The sequence below is a fragment of the Thermosipho sp. (in: thermotogales) genome, from assembly GCF_020054775.1.
Classification (GTDB): domain Bacteria; phylum Thermotogota; class Thermotogae; order Thermotogales; family Fervidobacteriaceae; genus Thermosipho; species Thermosipho africanus.
Map to the genome: position 1 here is coordinate 21,819 of NZ_JAIHAP010000002.1, position 21,478 is coordinate 43,296.

A 21,478-nucleotide genomic window follows, 5' to 3' on the forward strand; every position below is an offset into this window, starting at 1 on the left:
AGCAACTTAATATTTCCCTTTCAAATAAGGGAAGCCGGTGAAAGTCCGGCACGGGGACGCCACCGTAACCGGGGACGAAATCCACAAAATGCCACTGGGATATTTCCTGGGAAGGCGTGGAGAGTAGGATGATCCGGAAGTCGGGATACCTTATTTGAAAGGAAAGCATTCCACCTTTGCGGTCCCTAAGGGTGGGCATTTTTCTTTAAAATATTATATAGGAGGGATAAAGGATGAAAAGATTGGCTATTTTTTTAAGTGTCTTATTAACTACATTTATATTTGCACTCTCTATTGTTGATGATGCCGGGAGATTGGTAAGCTTTGATAAAATACCTGAAAGGATAGTTTCTGCTGCTCCAAGCTCTACAAAATTTCTTGTAAAACTTGGTCTTGGAGAGAATATAGTTGGTGTTACAGATTGGGATTCTTTTAATGCTGAAAAAATTGGAAATATGGTACCACTAAACATAGAAAAAATTATTTCATTAAATCCTGACATTGTAATCACTTTCGGTGGTTTTCAACTTCCAGAAGTTCAAAAGCTAGAAAAATTCGGTATTAAGGCACTTGTTTTAAATCCTACAACACTAAATGACGTTGCAAGAGATGTAATGCTTCTTGGAAATGTATTTGGTAAAGAACAAATAGCATCTGAAATTGCAAATAAAATAAAACAAACAATTTCAGACTATGGTGTAAAGAGCTCAAAAGTGCCTCTTGAAAAAAGACCAAAAGTCTTTTTCACAATAACAGTTCCAAATAATGAAACAAAAGACCTTTGGACTGCAGGAACTGGCTCTTATGTAAATGAATTGATTACATACGCAGGTGGAGTAAATATTTGTGCTCCTTATTCTGGTAATAATGGATGGTTCTCTGTGAATTGGGAATTTTTAACATACAATGATCCTGATATAATAATTGTCGCATCATACATTAGCCCAGATGAAACTATAAAGCAAATAAAATCGCATGAAATATTTAAAAACCTTAAGGCCGTTAAAAACAACAAAATATTTGTTATTGATGGCAACGACATAAGCTCAATATCTCCAGATATAGTAAAATATCTTGAAATTTTTTATAATTTCTTTTACGGAGGAAAATAATGACTAAAAAAAACATTTATAAGACTGGAAGGATGATCCTTCCAGTCTTGTTCTTCTTAGTAATTCTTATAAATCTTTCTATAGGAACTGTGAAAATTCCAATCTCTCAAATATTTAATCCTGAAAATGAGAAAATAAAATTCCTCATATGGAATGTTAGATTTCCAAGAATATTAATGAGCCTAATAGCTGGTTCAGGCCTTGCACTTGTTGGAAACATCTACCAAACAATTATGAAAAATCCACTTGTTGATCCTTATCTAATTGGTACATCTTCAGGGGCCGGTTTTGGTGCAGTTTTAGCACTTTATGTTGCTGTTTCATTGAACAGAACCGTCAGTGTCAATGTATTTTCTTTTGCATTTTCATTACTTGCTTCACTATTAACAATTATTCTTGCGAAAAGAAAGAGAATAATTCCTATCACTCACCTTATTCTTTCAGGTGTATTAATTAGTACTATATTTTCATCTGCTACAATCTTATTAATAAATCTTTCACGTAAAACTTTGACAAGCGCATATGTTTGGCTTTTTGGAAGCCTTTCTGGTACAACAATAAATGATTTAACAATTCCAGCAATATCGGTAATTGTACTGTTTTTTATTGCATTAATAAAAAACAAAGAACTCGATGCAATTGCTTTAGGAGAAGAGGAAGCAAAAATTCTTGGTGTTGATGTTGAAAAAATAAAATGGTTCTTTTATTTAGCAGGGTCTTTTGTAATATCGGTAATTGTATCAAAAACTGGAATAATCGGCTTTGTTGGTTTAATAATTCCTCATGCAGCCAGAATTCTTACTGGTTCAAAACATAAATACAGCCTTATTGGCAGTATCTTACTTGGTGGAATTTTTCTCTCCTTTTCTGACACCATATCTAGAACAATAGCTTCTCCCATTGAAGTTCCAATAGGTGTTGTTACATCGTTTATTGGTGCACCATTAATGTTCATCCTTCTTAAAAAACAAAAATAATAGTATAATATCTTTTGAGGTGAAAAAATGAAAATTCTTACAAAAGATTCTCTTAAAAAATTAGAGAATATTAAGTTGTTCGTTCTTGACATCGATGGTACTTTTTCCTTAAGTGGAAAGCTTTTCCCTGGTTCAATTGAGTTTGCAAACACTGTTTTAAAAGCAAACAAAAAATTTGTTTTCTTGACAAACAATTCAAACAAATCAATTGATGATTATTTATTAGAATTTAAAAACGCTGGTCTTTCAATAAATGCTGATCAAATTTTTACTGCTGGCATTGAAACTGCTGAATATTTGATTGAAAAATTTGGACCCAAAAAAATATATCTTGTAGGAAACAAGGCAATTAAACAAGTATTTGAAAATATTGGACATAAGGTTGTAGATAGTGAAGAACCTGATATTGTTGTTGTTACATTTGATACTACTTTAAACTATGAAAAACTAGCTAAGGCTTGCAATTATGTTTCAAAAGGAAAATTGTTTGTTCTAACAAACCCTGACCTAAATTGTCCATCAAAAGATGGACCTATCCCTGATACAGGAGCAATTGCAAGTATAATCACAAAGGCTACTGGAAAAGAGCCAGACATAATATTTGGAAAACCAGATCCATTAATTCTTGAAATGATCATGCAAAAAAATAATGTAAAAAAAGAAGAAACATGTGTAATTGGAGATAGGCTCTATACGGATATTCTTCTTGGCAAAAGAGCTGGAGTGCTGACCATTTTAGTATTAACAGGTGAAGCAAAAGAAAGTGATATAAAAAATATAAAACCTGATATAATTGCTCAAGAAATTGGTGAGATTTCAAAATATATTTAGGTGATAAATAATGATAAAGTACAACCTTAGGGGAAAAAGAATAGAAAAACTAGTTGAGCTGGCCCAAAGTGGATTAAAAGAAGCATTAGAACTCATAATTGAAAAGTATTATCCAATGGTCATTAGAATTTCATCAAAATATTATGCACCATGGGCTGAATTTGAAGACATCGTCCAAAATGGCCTTATTGGATTAATTAAGGCAGTTTTTTATTTTGATAATGAAAAAAGTTCTTTTAACTCATTTGCCTGGAAAAGTATAGAGGGGGAAGTTCAAACATTTATTACTTATTTAAATAGAAAGAAAAATAAAATCCTTTCAGATTCATCAAGTATAGATGTTTTTGATGAAGAAGAAAGTGGAGAACAAGCCGATTACTCACTCCAAGACAAATCAACAAATATACCCAAAAAAATATTCATAGATATAATTAAGGAAACAATTGTCAAACATTTAAAAGACGTGGAAATAGATATTTTTGAAATGTGGTTAGATGGTTATTCATATGCTGAAATTCAGGAGGAATTAAATGTAAACTTTAAAAAGGTAGATAATACAATACAGAAAGCAAAAAGGATTGGAAGAACAAAGATTGATAGGTTTATAATCGAACAAGTCTTTAATAATTAATCTGGTGGAGGCGGCGGGAATCGAACCCGCGTCCGAAGACAAAATCCCCCAAGCTTCTCCGAGCGCAGTCCGTGTTTTAAATTTCAGATTTGGAACGCCCACGGACAGGCTTTCCAAACCCTAGCCTTTCTAAGATTTCGCGACTTTGGACGAAAGGCAAATCCAAAGCCGCTAGACCGGTTATGTCACGCCCTAGCCAGAGCCCCGGTCAAACCCTGGTAGGACGGCAGCTTTTTAAATTAAGCTGCTAATGCTAATTCTTCGTTGGCACTTATCTTTTTCCCGAGTTTTTTTTACGAGGAACCCGGAAACCTCGGCTCGCTTCTTGGGGGATTTCATCCCCGTCGAAACCAGTTCGCCCCCGTATATATTTGACCTGTTTTAAAAGACCGAAGTTCAAAAAAAAGGTCCCGCATTCGGGACCTGGTGCCGAGGGCGGGACTTGAACCCGCACGAGCGCTGATGCTCACATGGCCCTCAACCATGCGTGTCTGCCAATTCCACCACCTCGGCTCGCGTAAATTATTATACCACAATTATAAATTTGGTCAAGTACTTTTTATTGAATTTATCTTTCTATTTATATTGGCCATTTCAAGTGCAACCATAGCAGCTTCAAAACCTTTATTCCCCATTTTTGCACCTGCACGATTAATTGCTTGTTCTAAAGTATCTGCAGTAACAACACCAAATGAAATTGGTACTTTCCCTTCTAAATTTAACTGCATAACAGCTTTTGATATCTCATTTGAAACAACTTCAAAATGATACGTTTCCCCTCTTATAATAGCACCTAGTGCAATAAGAGCATCATAGTCTAAGTTCACAAGTTTTTTTAATACAAACCCAATTTCCATACTTCCAGGTACCTTTATGATTTCAGTATTCTTGACTCCATGTCTTTTAAGACAATCAAGTGCTCCATTTAGCAACATTTCAGTAATTTGACTATTAAATCTTGAAACAACAATACCTATTTTTAAATCCTCACAATTTTGGTATTGACCCTCTAAAATCATTATTCCACTCCTTCCAATTTTAAATTATGCTTCATCTTTTTTGCCTTTGTAAAAAGATACTTTTTGTTATACTTATTAACCTTTCCATAAATACTAACTATTTCTTTAATTTTTATCCCATATCTTTTCAAATCTTCATATTTTTTCGGATTGTTAGTTAAAATCTTAACTTCATTTATTTTCAAAGCTTTAAGTATTAAATATGCTGCAAAATAATCCCTTTCATCATCTTTAAATCCCAGCTTTAAATTTGCTTCCACTGTATCATATCCTTCATCTTGCAATTTATAAGCTTTTACCTTATTATTTAAACCTATTCCTCTTCCTTCTTGTCGAAGATAAATTAACACACCACCTTTTTTAGAAATGATTTTCAATGAATTTTCTAGCTGCTCTCCACAATCACAACGAAGTGAATGAAAAATATCACCGGTGGCACATTCAGAATGAATTCTTAAATAAGGAATTGATTCTTTAAATGGCCTTTTTACAATTGCAATATGTTCTCTAGAATCATATGGATTCTTAAAAGTATAAATGTCAAAATCTTCATCAATTGCCGTTGGAAGTTTAACTGATGTATCAATAGAAAATCTCTTTTTTACATATTCCTTGTACAAATCTTCTATATCAATTATTTCCAATTTGTACTTTTTTGAAAGCTCTAAAATATATTCAAAATCATGTGAATCACCATTACTATTTAAGATCTCAATAATTACACCGTAAGGTTTATACCCAAGATGTTCAGAAAAAAACACTGAAGCTTCCGTATGTCCCCATCGCTTTTCCTTTGCACCTAGCACATTTACATGCCCTGGATAAACAAAATCTTTAATACTTAGCCCTTCTGAAATTTTTTGTATTGTGTTACACCTTTCACTAATAGATATTCCTGTACCTTTTCCATAGTCTACCGTAATAAAAAAATTTGTTTTGGAACCATTAGAAGGTAATTTAAAAAAGCCTCTTTTTAATAGATCATCTTCATGAGCACTAACACATAAAAGCCCTTTGCCTTTTTCAATAATAAAGTTTAAAATTTTTTCATCACAAATTTGAGCTGGAATAAAAAAATCACCTTCTAATTCATTCTTTTTATCAATTAAAATATATGGCTTCAATAAATTCACCCCCTATATCTTGCAAATACATCAATTTCATAATTTACAATATCTCCGGTTTTTAAATACTTTAAATTTGTATTTTCATTTGTAAAAGGAATAACTTGAACCTCAAACGTATCAAGAGAGACATTAGCAATAGTTAAACTAATACCATTTAATGAAATAGAACCTTTTCTCTTTATCGCATAATTTTCTTTAGGCATTGAAAATTTATATAAAATTCCAGAATTCATTGCTTTTCTTTCAAGAAAAGTTATCACACCATCAACATGTCCAAGAACAAAATGCCCATTCAATCTATCTCCAACCTTTAAAGCTCGCTCTATATTTAAGTATTTAGCTTTTCTTATATTCGTTTTTTCAATAGTTTCATATCCCAAATCAAAATAGTAAACATCCCCTTTTACTTCTTTTACCGTCAGGCATATACCATTTACAGCCACACTATCGCCAACATTACATGAAAAAGGCAGCTTAATCTCCAGTGTATTTCCAACAATTTTAAAATCCTTAGCTACATATTCAATAATTCCCGTAAACATTTTTTATTACCTCCAAATAAAACTCATTTTTTAATCGTCTTATTTTTTTAATCTTCAAATCAAACTCTTCATCAATGTATTTTTCAAACCCTGAAAATGCAGAAAGCCCTCTTCCAAAAATTTTTGGAGCATAAAAAAGGTGTAGTTCATCAGAAAAATCATAAAATTGAGATATTACACTAGCACCTCCTTCAATCAAAACTGAGTCAATATTTAATCTATATAACCTTTCTAAAATATCCTCAGGGCGGGTTTCAGGATAGCATTCAAATCCATTGTATTTCTCACATCTACTTGAAAAAATAATTGTTCTAGATTGTTCATCAAAAACATTAAAATTTTTCCCCGCAAGTTTTCCTTCATAATCCAAAATTATTCTGATTGGATTTCTGCCACCATTTCTACAAGTAAGTTGTGGATTATCTTTTAACACTGTATTTGCCCCAACCATTATTGCAGTAAAAAAATTACGTAAATTATGTGAAATATTAAAATTATTTTTTGTTATCCACTTAGACTTCCCCAAGTTATCGCAGATAAATCCATCAAGAGTCATTGCAGCTTTTAAAGCTACATAAGGTGTCTTTTTAGTAATGAACTTTATAAAAACCCTATTAAGATAACTTGCTTCTTTTTCAAGAAGCCCTACATGAACTTTTATTCCATTTTTTCTTAAAATATCAACACCTTTACCATTTACTAAAGGATTTGGATCTAGGATGGAAATAAAAACTTGAGAAATTTTAGACTTTATAATTAAATCAGTACAAGGTGGGGTTTTACCATGGTGGCAACAAGGTTCAAGGTTTACAAACAAAGTACTTCCTTCAAGAGAAGTTTTTGCATTTAAAATAGCGTTTCTTTCAGCATGAAAATCACCGTATCTTTTGTGATATCCCGTGCTAATAATCTTACCATCTTTTACGATAACAGCACCAACTAATGGATTTGGAGATACTCTTCCTGTACCTTTCTTTGCAAGCTTTAGTGCAAGTTTCATGAATTTTTCCAAAATAAATCCCTCCTTTTTCAGGAGGGAGAGGAAAAAAGCATAAACGTATTCATTTATGCTTGCCCTCTCCCATCCGGACTTTTACCGTCGGCTCCGGAATTCCACCGGATCAACCCCATTAAGGGCTCGCGGGCTTTCACCGCCGGTCGGGAATTTCACCCTGCCCCGAGGACATTTTCAAAAATATTATATCATCCTAATAATTTTTATCAACTATTCAAATTTGAATTTTTTGATTTCTTGATTTAACTTAAATATCATTTCAGTTAAACTTGAAATATTACTGTACAAAATATTTGCAATTTCTTTATCTTCCTCTGAAAATTTCTGCACATCTTCTGATAACTTATACACATTATTGACCTGGTTTAAAACCTCATTTGCTGCACTAGACATTTCTTCTACAGATGCATTTTGCTCTTGAGAATGTGCTGCTAGAACATCAACAATAGAAGAGAGTTTATTAAACGACTCTAAAATTTCATCCAATACACTTGCCAATTTTTCTATCTCTTCTTGTGATTTTTCTATTTCTTCCTTCACTTGATCTGTTTCATCTTTAATCACATCAGAACTTTTTGTTATCTCTTGAATAGTGTTTGTTATTACATCTGTAGCACCTTTTGTTTCTTCAGCAAGCTTTCTAATTTCATCAGCAACTACCGCAAAACCTTTTCCTGCCTCACCAGCACGAGCCGCCTCAATTGCTGCGTTTAGTGCAAGAAGATTTGTTTGTTCTGCTATATTACGTATAGTATTTACTATTTCTCCAATATTTTGTGTAAAATCAAGAAGCTTAGATATTTTTTCATCTAGTCCATGATACTTTGAAACTACCCTGCTATTTGCATTCTTTACTTTTTCAAGATTTTCCTTTCCAAGATTTGTAGTATTTAATAGTTTTTCGTTAATTTCTAAGGTATCGGATGCTGTATTGTTTAAAGTTGCTGCTTGGTTTGATAACTCTTCAAGACTTGCAGTAATTTCTTCAACAGCAGCACTTATTTTCTCAACAGATTTTGTTTGCTCAATTGTACTATTTCTAGTCTCTTCAATTGAAGAAATCAGTTTTTCAAAATTCTTATTTGCAAATTCAGTTACATCTTTAGATTTATATTCGTACCTTTAAATTCCCTTATTATATTTGAAATTTCATTAACCATATTTTCTAGATTCAAAGAAATTTCTTTAAATTCATCTAAAGATGAAATGTTAATTTTTCTTGTAAAATCACCTTGGCCATAACTTTGCATACTATTATTAAGTTCTTCAACTGGTTTTAAAATATATTTAATAACCAAATATATCGTAAAAGCTAAAATAACATTCAATAATAAACTAATATATGTTGCATTCCAACTGTTATGTTGATCCAAAATTCCTTTCGAATAAAGATATCTTATAATTATAGGCCCAATCCAGAGAGTAATTGATAAAACAGAAATAATAATTTTCAAATTAGCACTAATTTTAAACTTATTAAATAAATGCTTTATTTCATCAAAATTAACAATCTTTGAGTAAGCAAAAATAAATAATGCTATTATGTTCATATTTATTGCAAATGCACCATTTAATCTTAATGCCAAAGTTTCGCTTGGAAGCTCTGCCATTTTAGATGCAATTAAACCCACTATTGTTGCTGCAATAAAGTTTCCAAAAAATAGCACAATAGTAGAGTAATAAGGAACGTTAAAGCCTTTTCCTTGTTTTGCATTTTTTACATTTTTATATATAAGAACAACTACTAATGCACCAAATGTAGCAACAGCGAGAATATAACCAAGTAAAAGATTAATTACAGGATAATTTTTTAATCCTGAAAATACATAATATGAAAAAAGAAGTGCAGGAAAATCTAAAACTAATAGAAAAAATAAAACAAGATTCAATAACTTTTTCTCGATAGGCATCTTTTCACCTCACCAAAAAAACAAAGTGATAAACTTTGATTATCACTTTTACTAAACTTATATCATAAAAATTATAAATTTCAAGAAAATATTCTTTTTCAATTAAAATGGATTAAAATTATATATTTGTTACAACTTATTTAAATGAAAGTTCTAAAGTTTTCCATGCAAGTAAAAAACATTTAATTCTCATTGGATAGTCTTTAATACTTTTGAGCTCCTCTATCAATCCTAAAACCGATTTGTCGTATTCTTCTCCACGTGTCATTTTATATACATTATCTATCAATATTTTTACCTCATCAATTGATTTATTAATAATATTTTCTATCATCAAGTTAGCAGAAGCTTGACTAATTGCACACCCAATCCCTTCAAATTTTGCATCAACTATTCGCTCATTTTCAATTTTTAAATATAAAGTTATTTCATCACCACAAGAAAGATTTTTACCCTCTTCCACTTTAGTTGCATCTTCAATCTTTCCTTTATACTTTTTAAGTTTAGAATAGTCCATGATTAATTCATTATACATCAAACCACTCCTTTATCCTTTTTATACCTTCTATTAATATATTTATGTCTTCATATGTGTTGTATATATAAAAACTTGCTCTACATGTACTGTTTGGAAATTGAGACAGTCTACTTTGTGACTTTAAAACATTCATTAAAGGTTGTGCACAATGATGACCGCTCCTTATTGCCACTCCAAATTTTTCATCCAAAAGATGTGCAACATCATGTGGATGAATTCCATTAATATTAAAACTTAAAATACCGCAGTGAGATTCATCAAGTGGTCCATAAACCTCGACATTTTCAATATTTCTAAATTTTTCAATAGCATATTTTGTAAGATCTAGAATGTGTTTTTTTACCTCATCATACCCAATATTATTTAAATATTCAAGCGCATAATTTGCACCGACAATTCCACCAATATTTGGAGTCCCTGCCTCAAATTTGTACGGAAGCACATTAAAGGTAACATCTTCAACACTAACCTTATCGATCATTTCACCACCATACAAAAAAGGTTCAAGTGTTTCCAAATATTGGCTTTTCCCATATAAAACCCCAATTCCACTTGGCCCAAGCATTTTATGGACTGAAAAACAAAGAAAATCAATATCTAAGCTCTTAACATCAATCCTCTGATGCGGAATAAGTTGTGCTCCATCAACTATTAATATTGAATTAGGAAAAATATTGCGAATTTTTTCTATATCAATTAACTGCCCCGTTACATTTGAATGCCCTGTAATAGCAACAACCTTAGGATTTATATCTTTTTTTAAAAAATCATCTATAGCTAAGGTTCCAAAACGCAAACTAGGTTCAACAAATTCTACTCTAAATCCATGTAGTTTGGAAAGTCTTACCCATGGAACAAAATTTGCATGATGCTCCACTAAAGTTGTTAAAACTATATCATTCTCGTTCAACATCTTACTTCTTACTAAACTTTCAACTATGAGATTTATTGACATTGTTGTTCCTGATGTGAAAATTATCTCATGTTCGCTAGAATTCAAAAAATTTGCAAAGTTTTTTCTAGAAAACTCTAGCATCTGAGTCGATTCAGATGCTAGAGTATGAACTGCTCTATGGACATTTGCATAATTTTCTAAATAAAATTTGGATAATTTATCAATTACTGGCTTTGGTTTTAATGTGCTTGCAGCACTGTCAAGGTAAACAATTCGATTTCCTTTTATTGTTCTTGAAAGTGCAGGAAAATCACTCAATATATTTTTTGAGAGCATTTTTTACGACCTCCTCAAGGCCAAATACCGAAAGCTCATTAATTAAATTTTCAAAAATACCATTTAATATAAAGCTTTTTGCTTCCTTTCTATTAAATCCTCTGCTCATTAAATAGAAAATTGCATCTTCATCAAGTGGAGCAGAACTTGCTGCATGTGATGCAGTAACTTCATTTTCATCTACTAACAAACTTGGGATAGCTTCCATTTTTGAATCTTTTGATAATAATATACATCTTTCCATCTCTTCTGCTTCGCTATTTTTTGCACCTCTTTTTAAATCAAGTATACCACGAAATACTACTTTTGCTTCATCAGAAAGTGCACCTTCAGCTTTTATTGAACCTTTATTTTCAAGTCCTACAAATCTTAAAAGATATTGAAGATCAAAAATTGCGCTTTTACTTCCCAAAAAGTATGGTTTAACATCTACATTACTTTCATTACCATTCATTTTTACTCCTAAATATCCTGCTACTTTCCCTTCCCCGATATATATATCTCTAACCTTTACTTGTACCTTATCTTCAACCATAATAAAAATATTGTCAACTGAAAAAGAGTTTTCTTCACTTACATGAATGTTGTAAATTTCAACTTCTGCATTATCTTCTGCCACAACTCTTAATGTGTTGTTTGAAAAATTATTCGTTTTCAAAATTCTTACAAGAACTAACTTACCATTAACCTTATACACATCATTTGTTATTCTATCAATATATTCAACTTTTACATCTTTTTCATTATCAACCTTTATATATTCACCCATAGATGAAAATATATCCGATAACAAAACATATTTTCTATGAGTTCCTTCAAAATCTATTAAATCTAAATCTTCTTCAACACCTTTAAAATACCCTTCATATTTATACTCCGGCAAACTTAAACTATTAATTTTCAACCTTTTCCATATAGGAAAACCTATTTTTGTATATTCACTATACTTTTCCAATACATACTTTCTAACAAATTTATTTTCAATACTTGAAAGTGCTCTTTCTAAATCTTTTTCAGTATAGTCACCTTCGAAAAATTGTTTTGGGACACTTACCACTGCTTTTTCATTATCTAAAAATAATTCTAAATTCTTTTCCATAACTAACACCTCACCCTATTGATGATTCAATTTCCATTTCAATTAACCTATTAAGCTCAAGGGCATACTCAAATGGCAAACTACTAACAATCGGTTCAATAAAACCTTTAACAATCATACTTTTAGCTTCTGTTTCACTTAAACCTCTTGTCATTAAGTAAAAGATTTGTTCATCTTTAATTCTTCCAATTCTAGCTTCATGACCTACATCAGAATCACTATTATATACTTCTATTAATGGTACTGTATCACTTTTTGATTTATTATCAAGCATTAATGCTGTACATTGAACATGTGATTTACTTTTTTTAGCATCTTGCGCTATTCTTAATAGTCCTCTATAAAAAGCCCAGCCGCCACCAACACTGATACTCCTTGCATCAATTGTGGAACTTGTATAAGGTGCAAGATGTACGACTTTTGAGCCTGTATCCATATGTTGGCCTGGTCCTGCATATGTAATACCTAAACTTTCTGCTTTTGCTCCCTTTCCTTTAAGGATCGTCATAGGATACAACATTGTTTTCATACTACCTAGCGATCCTGAAACCCAAGACATCACTCCATTTTCTTCTACTATAGAACGTTTTGTATTCAAGTTATATGTATTTTTACTCCAATTTTGAATTGTCATGTATTTTACTTTTGCATCTTTTTTTACATAAATCTCAACCATTCCTGTATGTAAATTTATAACATTGTATCTTGGAGCTGAACATCCCTCAATGAAAGTTACCTCAGAGCCTTCATCAGCAACAATAACTGTATGTTCAAGCTGACTCATACCAGGATTACTCATTAAAAAATAAGCTTGAAGTGGCATTGGAACTTTAACACCCTTTGGAACATACAAAAATGTTCCTCCGCTCCAAATTGCGCCATGTAGTGCCGCAAATTTATGATCATGTGCTGGAACAAGTTTCATAAAGTATTCTTTTACCAAGTCCGGATATTCTCTTACTGCACTTTCCATATCCATAAAAATCACACCAAGGCTTTCAAGTTCTTTCTTTATATTTTGATACACTATCTCAGAATCAAATTGTGCTCCAACACCAGCAAAATATTTTCTTTCAGCTTCAGGAATTCCAAGTTTATCAAAAGCCTTTTTAATTTCTTCAGGAACTTCTTCCCAACTTGTCTGCTTATTGGCCTTTGGCTTAATATATGGAATTATCTTATTTAAATCCAATTCAGAAATATCAACTCCAAATCTTGGATCATGCCATTTTTGAAAAATTTCCAAAGATTTAAGCCTAAGTTCTCTCATCCATTTAGGCTCACCTTTAATCTCAGAAATTTCTTCAATTATTTTTGGTGTCAAGCCAGGTAAACTTTTATACTCTGGCTCAATATTAGCAATATAATTAAACCTATCTTCATTCTGTTTTATATCAAACATGTCATCACCCCGCAATTACAGAATAGCCATTTTTCTCTATCTCATCAGCCAATGAAAAGTCTCCACTCTTTACAATTTTTCCATCTGTATAAACATGAACTTTATCAACATCTAAATAATTAAGTATTCTTTTGTAATGAGTTATAATAAGTACACTTGTCCCAGACTCTCTTATCTTATTAATCTGATTGGCAACAATTCTTAAAGCATCAACATCTAAACCGGAATCAATTTCATCCAAAATTAAAAGCTTTGGTTTTAAAAACCTTGCTTGCAAAATTTCAGATTTTTTCTTTTCACCACCAGAAAATCCAACATTCAAAAACCTATTTAAGAAATTATCTGAAACAACAAGCTCACTTAATATTTCATCAATCTGCTTATTTAGTTGTGCAAAAGATTCACTATCTCCATGAATTTTTCTATACGCACTTAAAAGAAAATTACTGAATTTTACACCGTCTATTTCAAATGGATTTTGAAAAGTCATAAAAATACCTTTTTTTGCTCTCTCATCAGTGGTTAATTCAACAATATTTTCACCTTCAAAAATTATTTCGCCTGAATCAACTTTATATCTTGGATTCCCCATTATAACGTTTGCAAGAGTCGATTTTCCAGAACCGTTTGGACCCATAATAGCATGTAATTCTCCATACCCTATATCCAAATTAACACCTTTTAATATTTTTAAGTTTTCTTCTTTCACAGATGCTTGCAAGTTTTTAATTTCAAGCAATTTTTCCATGATATTACCTCCTTAATTAGTTTTTCCTAATTTAAGTATAACATATTAATTTGAAAAGTCAATAATAAAAAATAAAGGTTTGAAAAAATCAAGCATAAAAAAATTCCCCGGAAAAACTTCCGGGGAATTTGTCTATTAAAACGATTATTAATATTCTGGCATTTCTGGCATTGGTGCGTTATTCTTTGGTTCTGGTTTTTCAACTACAAGTGCTTCTGTTGTTAACAACATGCTTGCAATTGATGCTGCGTTTTGAAGTGCACTTCTTGTAACTTTTGCTGGGTCAATAATTCCGCGTTCAAACATGTTACAGTATTCACCTTTTAATGCATCAAATCCGTATGCTGGATCATCATTTTCAAGTACTTTGTGGATAATAATTGCACCATCATAACCTGCGTTCTTTGCTATTTGGTTAATTGGAGCTATCAATGCTTCGTAAACAATCTTTGCACCAATCTTTTCATCACCATCAAGTTCATTTACAACTTTTTCAACTGCTTTTCTTGCGCGAAGTAATGTAATTCCTCCACCTGGAACAATACCTTCTTCAACAGCTGCTCTTGTAGCACTGAGAGCGTCTTCGATTCTATGTTTCTTTTCTTTTAATTCGGTCTCTGTTGCAGCACCAACTTTTATTACTGCTACACCACCAGCAAGTTTTGCCATTCTTTCTTGTAATGTTTCTTTTTCATATTCTGATGTAGTTTGTTCAATTTGTGCTTTAATTTGAGCAATTCTCTTTTTAATCTCTTCTTGGTCTCCATGTCCGCCAACAATTATTGTTTCGTCTTTTTTAACTCTTACGACATCTGCTCTTCCTAGATCGTTTAATGTCAAGTCTTCCAAGTTAATTCCTACTTCTTCGCTTGCTACTATACCACCGGTAAGAATTGCAATATCTTGAAGCATAGCTTTTCTTCTGTCACCAAATCCAGGTGCTTTAACTGCTACTGTATTAAGTGTTCCTTTTAGTTTGTTAAGAACAAGTGTTGTTAATGCTTCGCCTTCAACATCTTCTGCAATAATTACAAGTGGTTTTCCAGTTTGTGCTACTTTTTCAAGAATTGGAATAAGTGGTTTTATATTTGAAAGTTTCCTATCGGTAATGAGGATAAACGGTTCATTGTAAACTACTTCCATTTTTTCAGGATCAGTTACAAAGTAAGGGGAAACATATCCTCTATCAAATTGCATACCTTCGGTAAATTCAACATATGTCTCAATTGATTTGCTGTCTTCTACAGTAATTACTCCATCTTCTCCAACTTTTTCCATTGCTTCTGCAATTAATTTTCCAATTTCTTCACTGTTTGCACTGATAGATGCTACATGTGCAATATCGTTTGTACTTGAAAGTTTCTTTGAAATTTTCTTAATTTCTTCGACACCTGCTGCAACTGCTTTTTCAATTCCCCTTTTTACAAGGATTGGATTTGCACCAGCTGTTACGTTTTTAATTCCTTCTTTTATCATTGCTTGTGCAAGAACTGTTGCTGTTGTTGTTCCATCACCTGCTACATCATTTGTTTTACTTGCAACTTCCTTAACAAGTTGTGCACCAAGATTTTCAAATTTATCTTCAAGTTCAATTTCCTTAGCAATTGAAACACCGTCATTTGTAATTGTTGGACTTCCCCAAGATTTTTCAATAACTACGTTTCTTCCTTTTGGACCTAATGTAATTTTAACTGCATCTGCAACTGCATCAACACCTCTTTCAAGTGCTCTTCTTGCCTCTTCACTGAATTTTAACATCTTTGCCATGCGTGTCACCTCCCTATTAGTCTTCTATTTTTGCTAGAATATCTTCTACATCAATTATTATGTAATCTTCTTCCTCTATCTTAATTTCGGTTCCTGAATATTTGGAAAAGATTACTTTATCACCTACGTGAAGATCAACGTCTGCATCTTCTAAGTTACCTACTGCAACAATTTCTGCTTTCATAGGTTTTTCTTTTGCAGTATCTGGAAGAACAATTCCTCCTTCAGTTCTCTTTTCCTCCTGAATTGGCTTAATTAAAAGTCTTGATCCCAATGGAATAACCTTCATAATCGTACCCCCTTTCAAAGTTTTTGTTGTCACTCTAATTCATCGACTGCTAATTTAAGTTTACCAAAAATATTAAAATTGTGAAGTCCGATTATTGAAGATTATTAGAATTTATCAGCAATTAAAACCAAATAACATATATTTTCTTTTGTTTTCGCACTTTTTATATCACAAAAAAGGAAGGGAGGCATTTTCTGCCTCCCTTCTGGTGGAGCCGATGGGATTTGAACCCACTGCCTCTACCGTGCCATGGTAGCGCTCTCCCAATTGAGCTACGGCCCCTTACAATATATAATTTATCATATTTTCTATTTTCAGTCAACATTTAGCACAAAACATAATTATATGGTAAAATTGTTAAAAATAGGGGGCGTATAAATTGAACATTTTTGAAAAAATTCATCCTAATCTTAATGTTAATGAACTATCTACAGATAGTCTTGCTTATCTAGGTGATGCAGTATTCAACCTTTTCGTAAAGGTGTTATATTTCAAAAATACAAGTGTAAAAAATTTACACAAAGATTCTCAACTCCTTGTAAATAGAAAATTTCAATCTACCCTCCTAGATAAAGTCCTTCCCCTACTTAATGAAGAAGAAAAAGCATTTGTAAAAAGAGGTATAAACAGTAAAGGAGCCGGAAGGTATGGAAATGATCCCGCCTACAGAAAAAGTACTGGTTTTGAAGTTCTGGTAGGATATTTGTATCTAACTAACCAAGAACGTCTTTACAATTTATTAATGGAGGTGTTAAAATGAGTCGCTCTGTAATCATTGATGGTTCAGTTATTTATACTAATTATAGCCAAATCATGGGACACAGGAAATTTGAAGAGCTTTTAAAAGAATTTATAACCATACTCTCTGAAAAAAATAGCCCACTCCTAGAAGCAATTTCACCCTTCAAATTTGGAAATGAATACGACATTAGAAGGTTATCTGAATATCTCCATCTTTTATCTATGAGGAATATTAGAGAATTAATTCACATAATGAATTACGTAAATCCCGAAAAACTTGAAAAATTTATAGAAGGCTTTTACTCATTCTGGAGATCAAAACACAGATTTATGGTAAGGCACGAAAAATACGTAAGTGACTACAATAGGCGTGCAAGTATAGAATATACAATGACAATGATTGGCGATCAATTTAAAGCTGTTATTAAAAATTTATACAGACAACTAATTTCAAATATATCAAATGAGTTTCCAAAAGTAATGAGACAGCTGCCAAGCGGAGCTCAAGCAATGTTCTTATACGATTATATTGAGTGTGACGATTTTGGTGCAAAATGGATGAAAAATATTCCAACAATATGGGCAGCAATTTTTGATCCACCCGCAATTTTTTATACAAAATCAAACAAAAGAAAGGGAATAATTCCAATAGAGGAAAAAGATATTTTAGACAAAATAAATCTTTCTAGCAATGAATGGTTTAGGATCCCAATATACGTTGGAAAATTATTGTTTTTTAATTTTGTACACAAAGAATATCTTGTACATGGTGCTGGACTTGCGAATTTGTTTGAAATAGCCTCACCAAAGGATATAAAAAATAAAAAACCCGACGGAATAATAATATTTGGAATTGCTCCAGAAAAAATACCAGATTATAATGAAAAATGGAAAAATGCAGTAGTTTTTAAAGACAAAAATTGCTACGTTGGTGTGATACCTGGAACAGACGAAAATGACTACTTTGGATACATGAAAAAAACTACCTTGACGGTTCACAATTTGATAATGATAGATAACGAAAAACTTCCAATCCATGGCTCAATGGCTCAAATAACATTAAAATCTGGAAAAAAAGCAGTAGCTATGTTTGTAGGTGACAGCGGTGCTGGAAAAAGTGAAACACTTGATGCGCTAAATAGAATGGAAGAAGTAGCAGAAGTAAATATTATAATAGATGATATGGGGAGTTTAGATATATACAACGATTCCGTTGTAGCATATGGAACTGAAACTGGAGCATTTGTTAGACTCGATGATCTACCACCAGGATATGCATATCATACAATGGATAGAAGTATATTCATGAACCCTGATAAAATTAACGCAAGAGTTATAGTTCCATTCAATAACTATAAAGATATTATTACCCCAATCAAAATTGACTTTTTATTCTATGCAAATAACTACACAGAAGTCAAAGATGAAAGCGAAAGAATAAAGTTCTTTGAAACATATGAAGATGCCTTAAAAGTATTCTCAGAAGGAAAGAGAATGGCAAAAGGAACAACCTCTGAAAAAGGATTAACTACATCATATTTTGCAAACCCATTTGGTGCAATACAAATGAAAGAAAAACATGAAAAAATTGCGCAAAAATTCTTCAAAAAAATGTTTGAAACGGGGGTGAAGGTTGGTGAAATAAGAACGATGCTTGGAGTTGAAGGGTACGAAAAAGAAGGAACTATGCTTGCAGCAAAAGCATTAATGAAAATCATTGAGCAAAAGGGGTGAAATAGTGTTAAATCAATCTTTAATAAAAGATATTATTGGCACAGTATTAAAATATGGGGGAGACTTTGCAGAAGTTTTTGTAGAAAACAAATATGAAAACAGGATAGAACTTACAGATGGAAAAATTCAAAAAGCAAATACTAATAACATCTCTGGTGTCGGTATTAGAGGATTTCTTGGAAAAAAGGCAATATATGCATATACTAATGTTTTTGAAAAAGAAAATTTATTATCTGTAGCAAAAAGAGTAGGAGAAGCTTTATCTGAAGTCAAAATTGATGATTTAACTTTAGACTTTGATAACAAAAAATTAAAAAACAGGCATGTTATATATTTATACCCAAGAGATGTTGAAAAAACAGAAAAAGTAAAAGTAATGAAAAGAGCATACGAGTCAGCGAAAAATTATTCAGAATTAATTAAGCAAGTTCAAGTATGGTTCTGGGAATACGACCAAGAAGTATTAATTGCAAACTCTGAAGGGGTTTGGGCAGAAGATAGGCGTGTAAAAACAAGACTTATGATTAATGCTATAGCCGAACATAATGGTAATATGGAAAGAGGCTTTTATGGACCAGGAGCAAGCATGGGATTTGAACTATTTGATAGAATAGACGTTGAAGAAGCTGCAAAAAGAGCTGCAAGGATCGCTGCAAGAATGGTAGATGCCGAACCAGCACCTGCAGGTAAAATGCCAGTAATTATTTCAAATGAATTTGGTGGTGTTATATTCCACGAAGCAGTTGGACATGCACTTGAAGCAACTTCTGTTGCAAAAGGGGCATCCGTTTTTGCAGGAAAATTAGGTCAAAAAGTTGCCGCTGAATGTGTATCAGCTGTTGATGATGCAACAATACCAAATGCTTGGGGTTCAGCAAATGTAGATGATGAGGGAACACCAACAAGAAGAAACCTTCTTATAGATAAAGGTGTGTTAGTTGGATATTTAATTGATAAATTAGGTGGAAGAAGAATGGGAATGGAAAGCACAGGAAGTGCTCGAAGACAAGATTATACATTTGCTCCAACTTCCAGAATGAGTAATACATTTATACTACCTGGTGATTACCACCCTGAAGAAATTATAGCAGCAACTGAATACGGTCTTTATGCAAAAGAAATGGGTGGGGGCTCAGTTAACCCAAGTACTGGTGAATTTAATTTTGCAGTTAATGAAGCATATTTAATTGAAAAAGGTAAGATTACAAAACCAGTTAAGGGAGCAACACTTATTGGAAAAGGATATGAAATAATTCAAAAAATTGATATGGTCGGAAACGATGTTGGCAGAGGTCAAGGAGTTTGTGGATCAATTTCAGGAGCTGTTCCTGCAGATGTAGGACAACCTACAATAAGAGTTTCAGAAATAATCGTTGGGGGGCGAAACAAATGACATACAACGAATTTAAAGAAAAATTATTTTCTATTGCAAAAGAAAAAGGATTTGAAGCTCAGATTGATCTATCAGAAAGTTCAGAATTTTCACTAAGATATGCTAATGATGATATAGATCAATATACAGACGCTTCAAAATTTTCAGTTTCTATAAAAATTTTAAAAGATGGAAAGATAGGAAGAGTTTATACTGAACAACTAGAAAATCCAGAAAAATTATTTGAAGAAGCCCTAAAAAACTGGGAGTTAACAGATAGTGAAGATGAAGAATTTTTCTATGATGGAACCGGCAAATACATTGAAATGGATCTTTACAGTGGAAGTTTTGAAAAAACAAGTGTTTCAGAAAAGATAGAATTTGTCAAAAAGCTCTATAACAGTGCAAAATGTGATGATAGAATAGTCATGGTCCCTTATGCAATGTACAATAATTTTAAAGTTTCAAAAAAAATTTCAAATACTTTAGGGCTTGATGTTTCAACGACTGCAGATGGTGGATACAGCTATGCAATGGCAGTATCAAAAGACGAATCAACACATTCTGGATTATGGATGGAAGTTGGAACTAAATTTTCTGATCTTGATCCAGAAAAAATTGGAAAAACTGCTTGTCAAAATGCACTAAGTTTACTTGGCGCAAAATCTGTTAAAAGCGGTAAGTACAGAGTAATAATCAAAAATACCGCTTTTGAAGATATGCTCAGCCTTCTTATTAGTATGATTTCAGCAGAAAATGTTCAAAAAAATATGTCCCCATTAAAAGGAAAACCAAACCAAAAGATTGCAAGTACAATTTTAAATATTAAAGATGTTCCTTACTATAAAAACAGTATTTCAAATAGGCCTTTTGACGATGAAGGGGTTCCAACAAAAGAAACACCAATAATAGAAAACGGAATATTAAAAAGTTTCTTATACGATTTAAAAACTGCAAAAAAAGATAACACTGAATCAACTGGAAATTCTCTTGGTGGTTCAATTAGGCCAATAAACTTACTTGTGGAAAGTGGAGAATACGACTTTGAAAGCCTTCTAAAAAAATTAGATGATGGAATAGTAATTATAGGTGTGGATGGAATGCATTCAGGTGCAAATCCAATATCTGGAAATTTCTCACTCGGTGCAAGAGGCTTTAGAGTAATTAATGGAGAAATATCCCATCCTATAGAGCAAATAACCATCTCTGGAAATTTCTTACAATTATTGGAAAAAGTTGAAGCAGTCGGAAATGATTCAAAAATCTTCTATGGAATAATAACACCAAGTATTTTAATAAGTGAACTTGATATTGCTGGTGAATAAGGCGGATTTCTCTCCGCCTTTTTTATTTACAAAAAACAAAAATTAGATTAAAATTAAGTTGTACCTTT

The 21,478-nt window shown here is 32.1% G+C and carries 19 protein-coding genes, 2 tRNA genes, 1 other RNA gene, 1 pseudogene and 2 riboswitches; of the genes and pseudogenes, 8 read left to right on the plus strand and 15 right to left on the minus strand.

The features are described 5' to 3' along the window. Positions 1–5: 5 nt before the first annotated feature. Positions 6–171: riboswitch (cobalamin riboswitch) on the plus strand. Between the two features lie 62 nt (positions 172–233). From JG780_RS00820 to JG780_RS00835, 4 genes are read left to right on the plus strand one after another with little or no spacing between them, the layout of a single operon-like run. Next, the gene (locus JG780_RS00820) at positions 234–1,112 is read left to right on the plus strand and encodes an ABC transporter substrate-binding protein (RefSeq protein ID WP_038042675.1); all 879 of its coding nucleotides are present in this window, start codon (positions 234–236) and stop codon (positions 1,110–1,112) included. Continuing rightward, positions 1,112–2,089: a FecCD family ABC transporter permease gene (locus tag JG780_RS00825; protein WP_287568932.1), complete on the plus strand. Its 978-nt coding sequence runs from the start codon at positions 1,112–1,114 to the stop codon at positions 2,087–2,089. Before JG780_RS00820 ends, JG780_RS00825 begins: the two co-directional genes overlap by 1 nt. A 27-nt stretch (positions 2,090–2,116) precedes the next feature. After that, positions 2,117–2,920, plus strand: a complete 804-nt coding sequence (locus JG780_RS00830; protein WP_287568933.1) for an HAD-IIA family hydrolase — start codon at positions 2,117–2,119, stop codon at positions 2,918–2,920. Between the two features lie 10 nt (positions 2,921–2,930). Further along, the gene (locus JG780_RS00835; protein ID WP_012579449.1) at positions 2,931–3,551 is read left to right on the plus strand and encodes a sigma-70 family RNA polymerase sigma factor; all 621 of its coding nucleotides are present in this window, start codon (positions 2,931–2,933) and stop codon (positions 3,549–3,551) included. 2 nt (positions 3,552–3,553) lie between these two features. On the opposite strand, the gene ssrA is transcribed toward JG780_RS00835, so the two are convergent. The 15 genes and pseudogenes from ssrA to JG780_RS00920 all read right to left on the minus strand — a co-directional run bounded on the left by ssrA (position 3,554) and on the right by JG780_RS00920 (position 16,520). Then, positions 3,554–3,914: a transfer-messenger RNA gene (ssrA, locus tag JG780_RS00840) on the minus strand. Between the two features lie 61 nt (positions 3,915–3,975). Continuing rightward, a tRNA-Leu gene (locus JG780_RS00845) sits at positions 3,976–4,064 on the minus strand. A 35-nt stretch (positions 4,065–4,099) separates the two neighbouring features. Further along, the gene (gene ribH / locus JG780_RS00850; RefSeq protein ID WP_193330475.1) at positions 4,100–4,573 is read right to left on the minus strand and encodes a 6,7-dimethyl-8-ribityllumazine synthase; all 474 of its coding nucleotides are present in this window, start codon (positions 4,571–4,573) and stop codon (positions 4,100–4,102) included. Next, a complete protein-coding gene (locus JG780_RS00855; protein ID WP_114702333.1) occupies positions 4,570–5,694 on the minus strand; it encodes a bifunctional 3,4-dihydroxy-2-butanone-4-phosphate synthase/GTP cyclohydrolase II in 1,125 nt (374 codons plus the stop codon). Before JG780_RS00855 ends, ribH begins: the two co-directional genes overlap by 4 nt. 5 nt (positions 5,695–5,699) lie before the next feature. Beyond that, the gene (locus JG780_RS00860; protein WP_114702332.1) at positions 5,700–6,239 is read right to left on the minus strand and encodes a riboflavin synthase; all 540 of its coding nucleotides are present in this window, start codon (positions 6,237–6,239) and stop codon (positions 5,700–5,702) included. Continuing rightward, complete coding sequence (gene ribD, locus JG780_RS00865) at positions 6,220–7,251, minus strand: bifunctional diaminohydroxyphosphoribosylaminopyrimidine deaminase/5-amino-6-(5-phosphoribosylamino)uracil reductase RibD (RefSeq protein WP_114702331.1); 1,032 nt, start codon at positions 7,249–7,251, stop codon at positions 6,220–6,222. Before ribD ends, JG780_RS00860 begins: the two co-directional genes overlap by 20 nt. Before the next feature lie 57 nt (positions 7,252–7,308). Further along, positions 7,309–7,428, minus strand: a riboswitch (FMN riboswitch). 36 nt (positions 7,429–7,464) lie between these two features. Further along, a pseudogene (locus JG780_RS10735) lies at positions 7,465–9,164 on the minus strand (methyl-accepting chemotaxis protein). 136 nt (positions 9,165–9,300) lie between these two features. Next, the gene (sufU, locus tag JG780_RS00885) at positions 9,301–9,699 is read right to left on the minus strand and encodes a Fe-S cluster assembly sulfur transfer protein SufU (RefSeq protein ID WP_004103834.1); all 399 of its coding nucleotides are present in this window, start codon (positions 9,697–9,699) and stop codon (positions 9,301–9,303) included. Next, positions 9,692–10,933: a SufS family cysteine desulfurase gene (locus tag JG780_RS00890; RefSeq protein WP_004103835.1), complete on the minus strand. Its 1,242-nt coding sequence runs from the start codon at positions 10,931–10,933 to the stop codon at positions 9,692–9,694. Before JG780_RS00890 ends, sufU begins: the two co-directional genes overlap by 8 nt. Continuing rightward, a complete protein-coding gene (locus tag JG780_RS00895) occupies positions 10,908–12,032 on the minus strand; it encodes a SufD family Fe-S cluster assembly protein (protein ID WP_004103836.1) in 1,125 nt (374 codons plus the stop codon). Before JG780_RS00895 ends, JG780_RS00890 begins: the two co-directional genes overlap by 26 nt. A 10-nt stretch (positions 12,033–12,042) precedes the next feature. After that, complete coding sequence (gene sufB / locus JG780_RS00900; protein WP_004103837.1) at positions 12,043–13,434, minus strand: Fe-S cluster assembly protein SufB; 1,392 nt, start codon at positions 13,432–13,434, stop codon at positions 12,043–12,045. 4 nt (positions 13,435–13,438) lie between these two features. Continuing rightward, positions 13,439–14,182: a Fe-S cluster assembly ATPase SufC gene (gene sufC, locus JG780_RS00905; protein WP_287568936.1), complete on the minus strand. Its 744-nt coding sequence runs from the start codon at positions 14,180–14,182 to the stop codon at positions 13,439–13,441. Between the two features lie 147 nt (positions 14,183–14,329). Next, positions 14,330–15,949 carry a chaperonin GroEL gene (groL, locus tag JG780_RS00910; protein WP_012579459.1) on the minus strand — a complete coding sequence of 540 codons (1,620 nt, stop codon included), beginning with the start codon at positions 15,947–15,949 and terminating at the stop codon, positions 14,330–14,332. Positions 15,950–15,965: 16 nt separating this feature from the next. Next, positions 15,966–16,238: a co-chaperone GroES gene (groES, locus tag JG780_RS00915; RefSeq protein ID WP_012579460.1), complete on the minus strand. Its 273-nt coding sequence runs from the start codon at positions 16,236–16,238 to the stop codon at positions 15,966–15,968. A 206-nt stretch (positions 16,239–16,444) separates the two neighbouring features. Further along, positions 16,445–16,520 (minus strand) — tRNA-Ala (locus tag JG780_RS00920). Positions 16,521–16,617: 97 nt separating this feature from the next. On the opposite strand from JG780_RS00920, the gene JG780_RS00925 reads away from it, so the two are divergent. The 4 genes from JG780_RS00925 to JG780_RS00940 are packed head-to-tail and all read left to right on the plus strand — an operon-like array spanning position 16,618 to position 21,410. Continuing rightward, positions 16,618–16,998, plus strand: a complete 381-nt coding sequence (locus JG780_RS00925; protein WP_004103853.1) for a Mini-ribonuclease 3 — start codon at positions 16,618–16,620, stop codon at positions 16,996–16,998. Beyond that, entirely contained in the window at positions 16,995–18,713 is a 1,719-nt protein-coding gene (locus tag JG780_RS00930) for a phosphoenolpyruvate carboxykinase (ATP) (RefSeq protein ID WP_287568937.1), read from the plus strand. The genes JG780_RS00925 and JG780_RS00930 overlap by 4 nt, the downstream gene beginning before the upstream one ends. Positions 18,714–18,717: 4 nt before the next feature. After that, positions 18,718–20,106 carry a TldD/PmbA family protein gene (locus tag JG780_RS00935; protein WP_004103860.1) on the plus strand — a complete coding sequence of 463 codons (1,389 nt, stop codon included), beginning with the start codon at positions 18,718–18,720 and terminating at the stop codon, positions 20,104–20,106. Next, positions 20,103–21,410, plus strand: coding sequence for a TldD/PmbA family protein (locus JG780_RS00940; RefSeq protein ID WP_287568938.1), 1,308 nt, complete (start codon positions 20,103–20,105; stop codon positions 21,408–21,410). Before JG780_RS00935 ends, JG780_RS00940 begins: the two co-directional genes overlap by 4 nt. The last annotated feature ends 68 nt before the right edge of the window (positions 21,411–21,478 follow it).

Bases quoted from the DNA above. Each gene is read 5' to 3' on its own strand.
- groL (WP_012579459.1), bottom strand. From the start codon at position 15,949: ATGGCAAAGATGTTAAAATTCAGTGAAGAGGCAAGAAGAGCACTTGAA.
- JG780_RS00930 (WP_287568937.1), top strand. From the start codon at position 16,995: ATGAGTCGCTCTGTAATCATTGATGGTTCAGTTATTTATACTAATTAT.
- JG780_RS00895 (WP_004103836.1), bottom strand. From the start codon at position 12,032: ATGGAAAAGAATTTAGAATTATTTTTAGATAATGAAAAAGCAGTGGTA.
- JG780_RS00860 (WP_114702332.1), bottom strand. From the start codon at position 6,239: ATGTTTACGGGAATTATTGAATATGTAGCTAAGGATTTTAAAATTGTT.
- JG780_RS00890 (WP_004103835.1), bottom strand. From the start codon at position 10,933: ATGCTCTCAAAAAATATATTGAGTGATTTTCCTGCACTTTCAAGAACA.
- JG780_RS00835 (WP_012579449.1), top strand. From the start codon at position 2,931: ATGATAAAGTACAACCTTAGGGGAAAAAGAATAGAAAAACTAGTTGAG.
- JG780_RS00825 (WP_287568932.1), top strand. From the start codon at position 1,112: ATGACTAAAAAAAACATTTATAAGACTGGAAGGATGATCCTTCCAGTC.
- JG780_RS00820 (WP_038042675.1), top strand. From the start codon at position 234: ATGAAAAGATTGGCTATTTTTTTAAGTGTCTTATTAACTACATTTATA.
- sufB (WP_004103837.1), bottom strand. From the start codon at position 13,434: ATGTTTGATATAAAACAGAATGAAGATAGGTTTAATTATATTGCTAAT.
- JG780_RS00940 (WP_287568938.1), top strand. From the start codon at position 20,103: ATGACATACAACGAATTTAAAGAAAAATTATTTTCTATTGCAAAAGAA.
- sufC (WP_287568936.1), bottom strand. From the start codon at position 14,182: ATGGAAAAATTGCTTGAAATTAAAAACTTGCAAGCATCTGTGAAAGAA.
- JG780_RS00830 (WP_287568933.1), top strand. From the start codon at position 2,117: ATGAAAATTCTTACAAAAGATTCTCTTAAAAAATTAGAGAATATTAAG.
- sufU (WP_004103834.1), bottom strand. From the start codon at position 9,699: ATGTATAATGAATTAATCATGGACTATTCTAAACTTAAAAAGTATAAA.
- groES (WP_012579460.1), bottom strand. From the start codon at position 16,238: ATGAAGGTTATTCCATTGGGATCAAGACTTTTAATTAAGCCAATTCAG.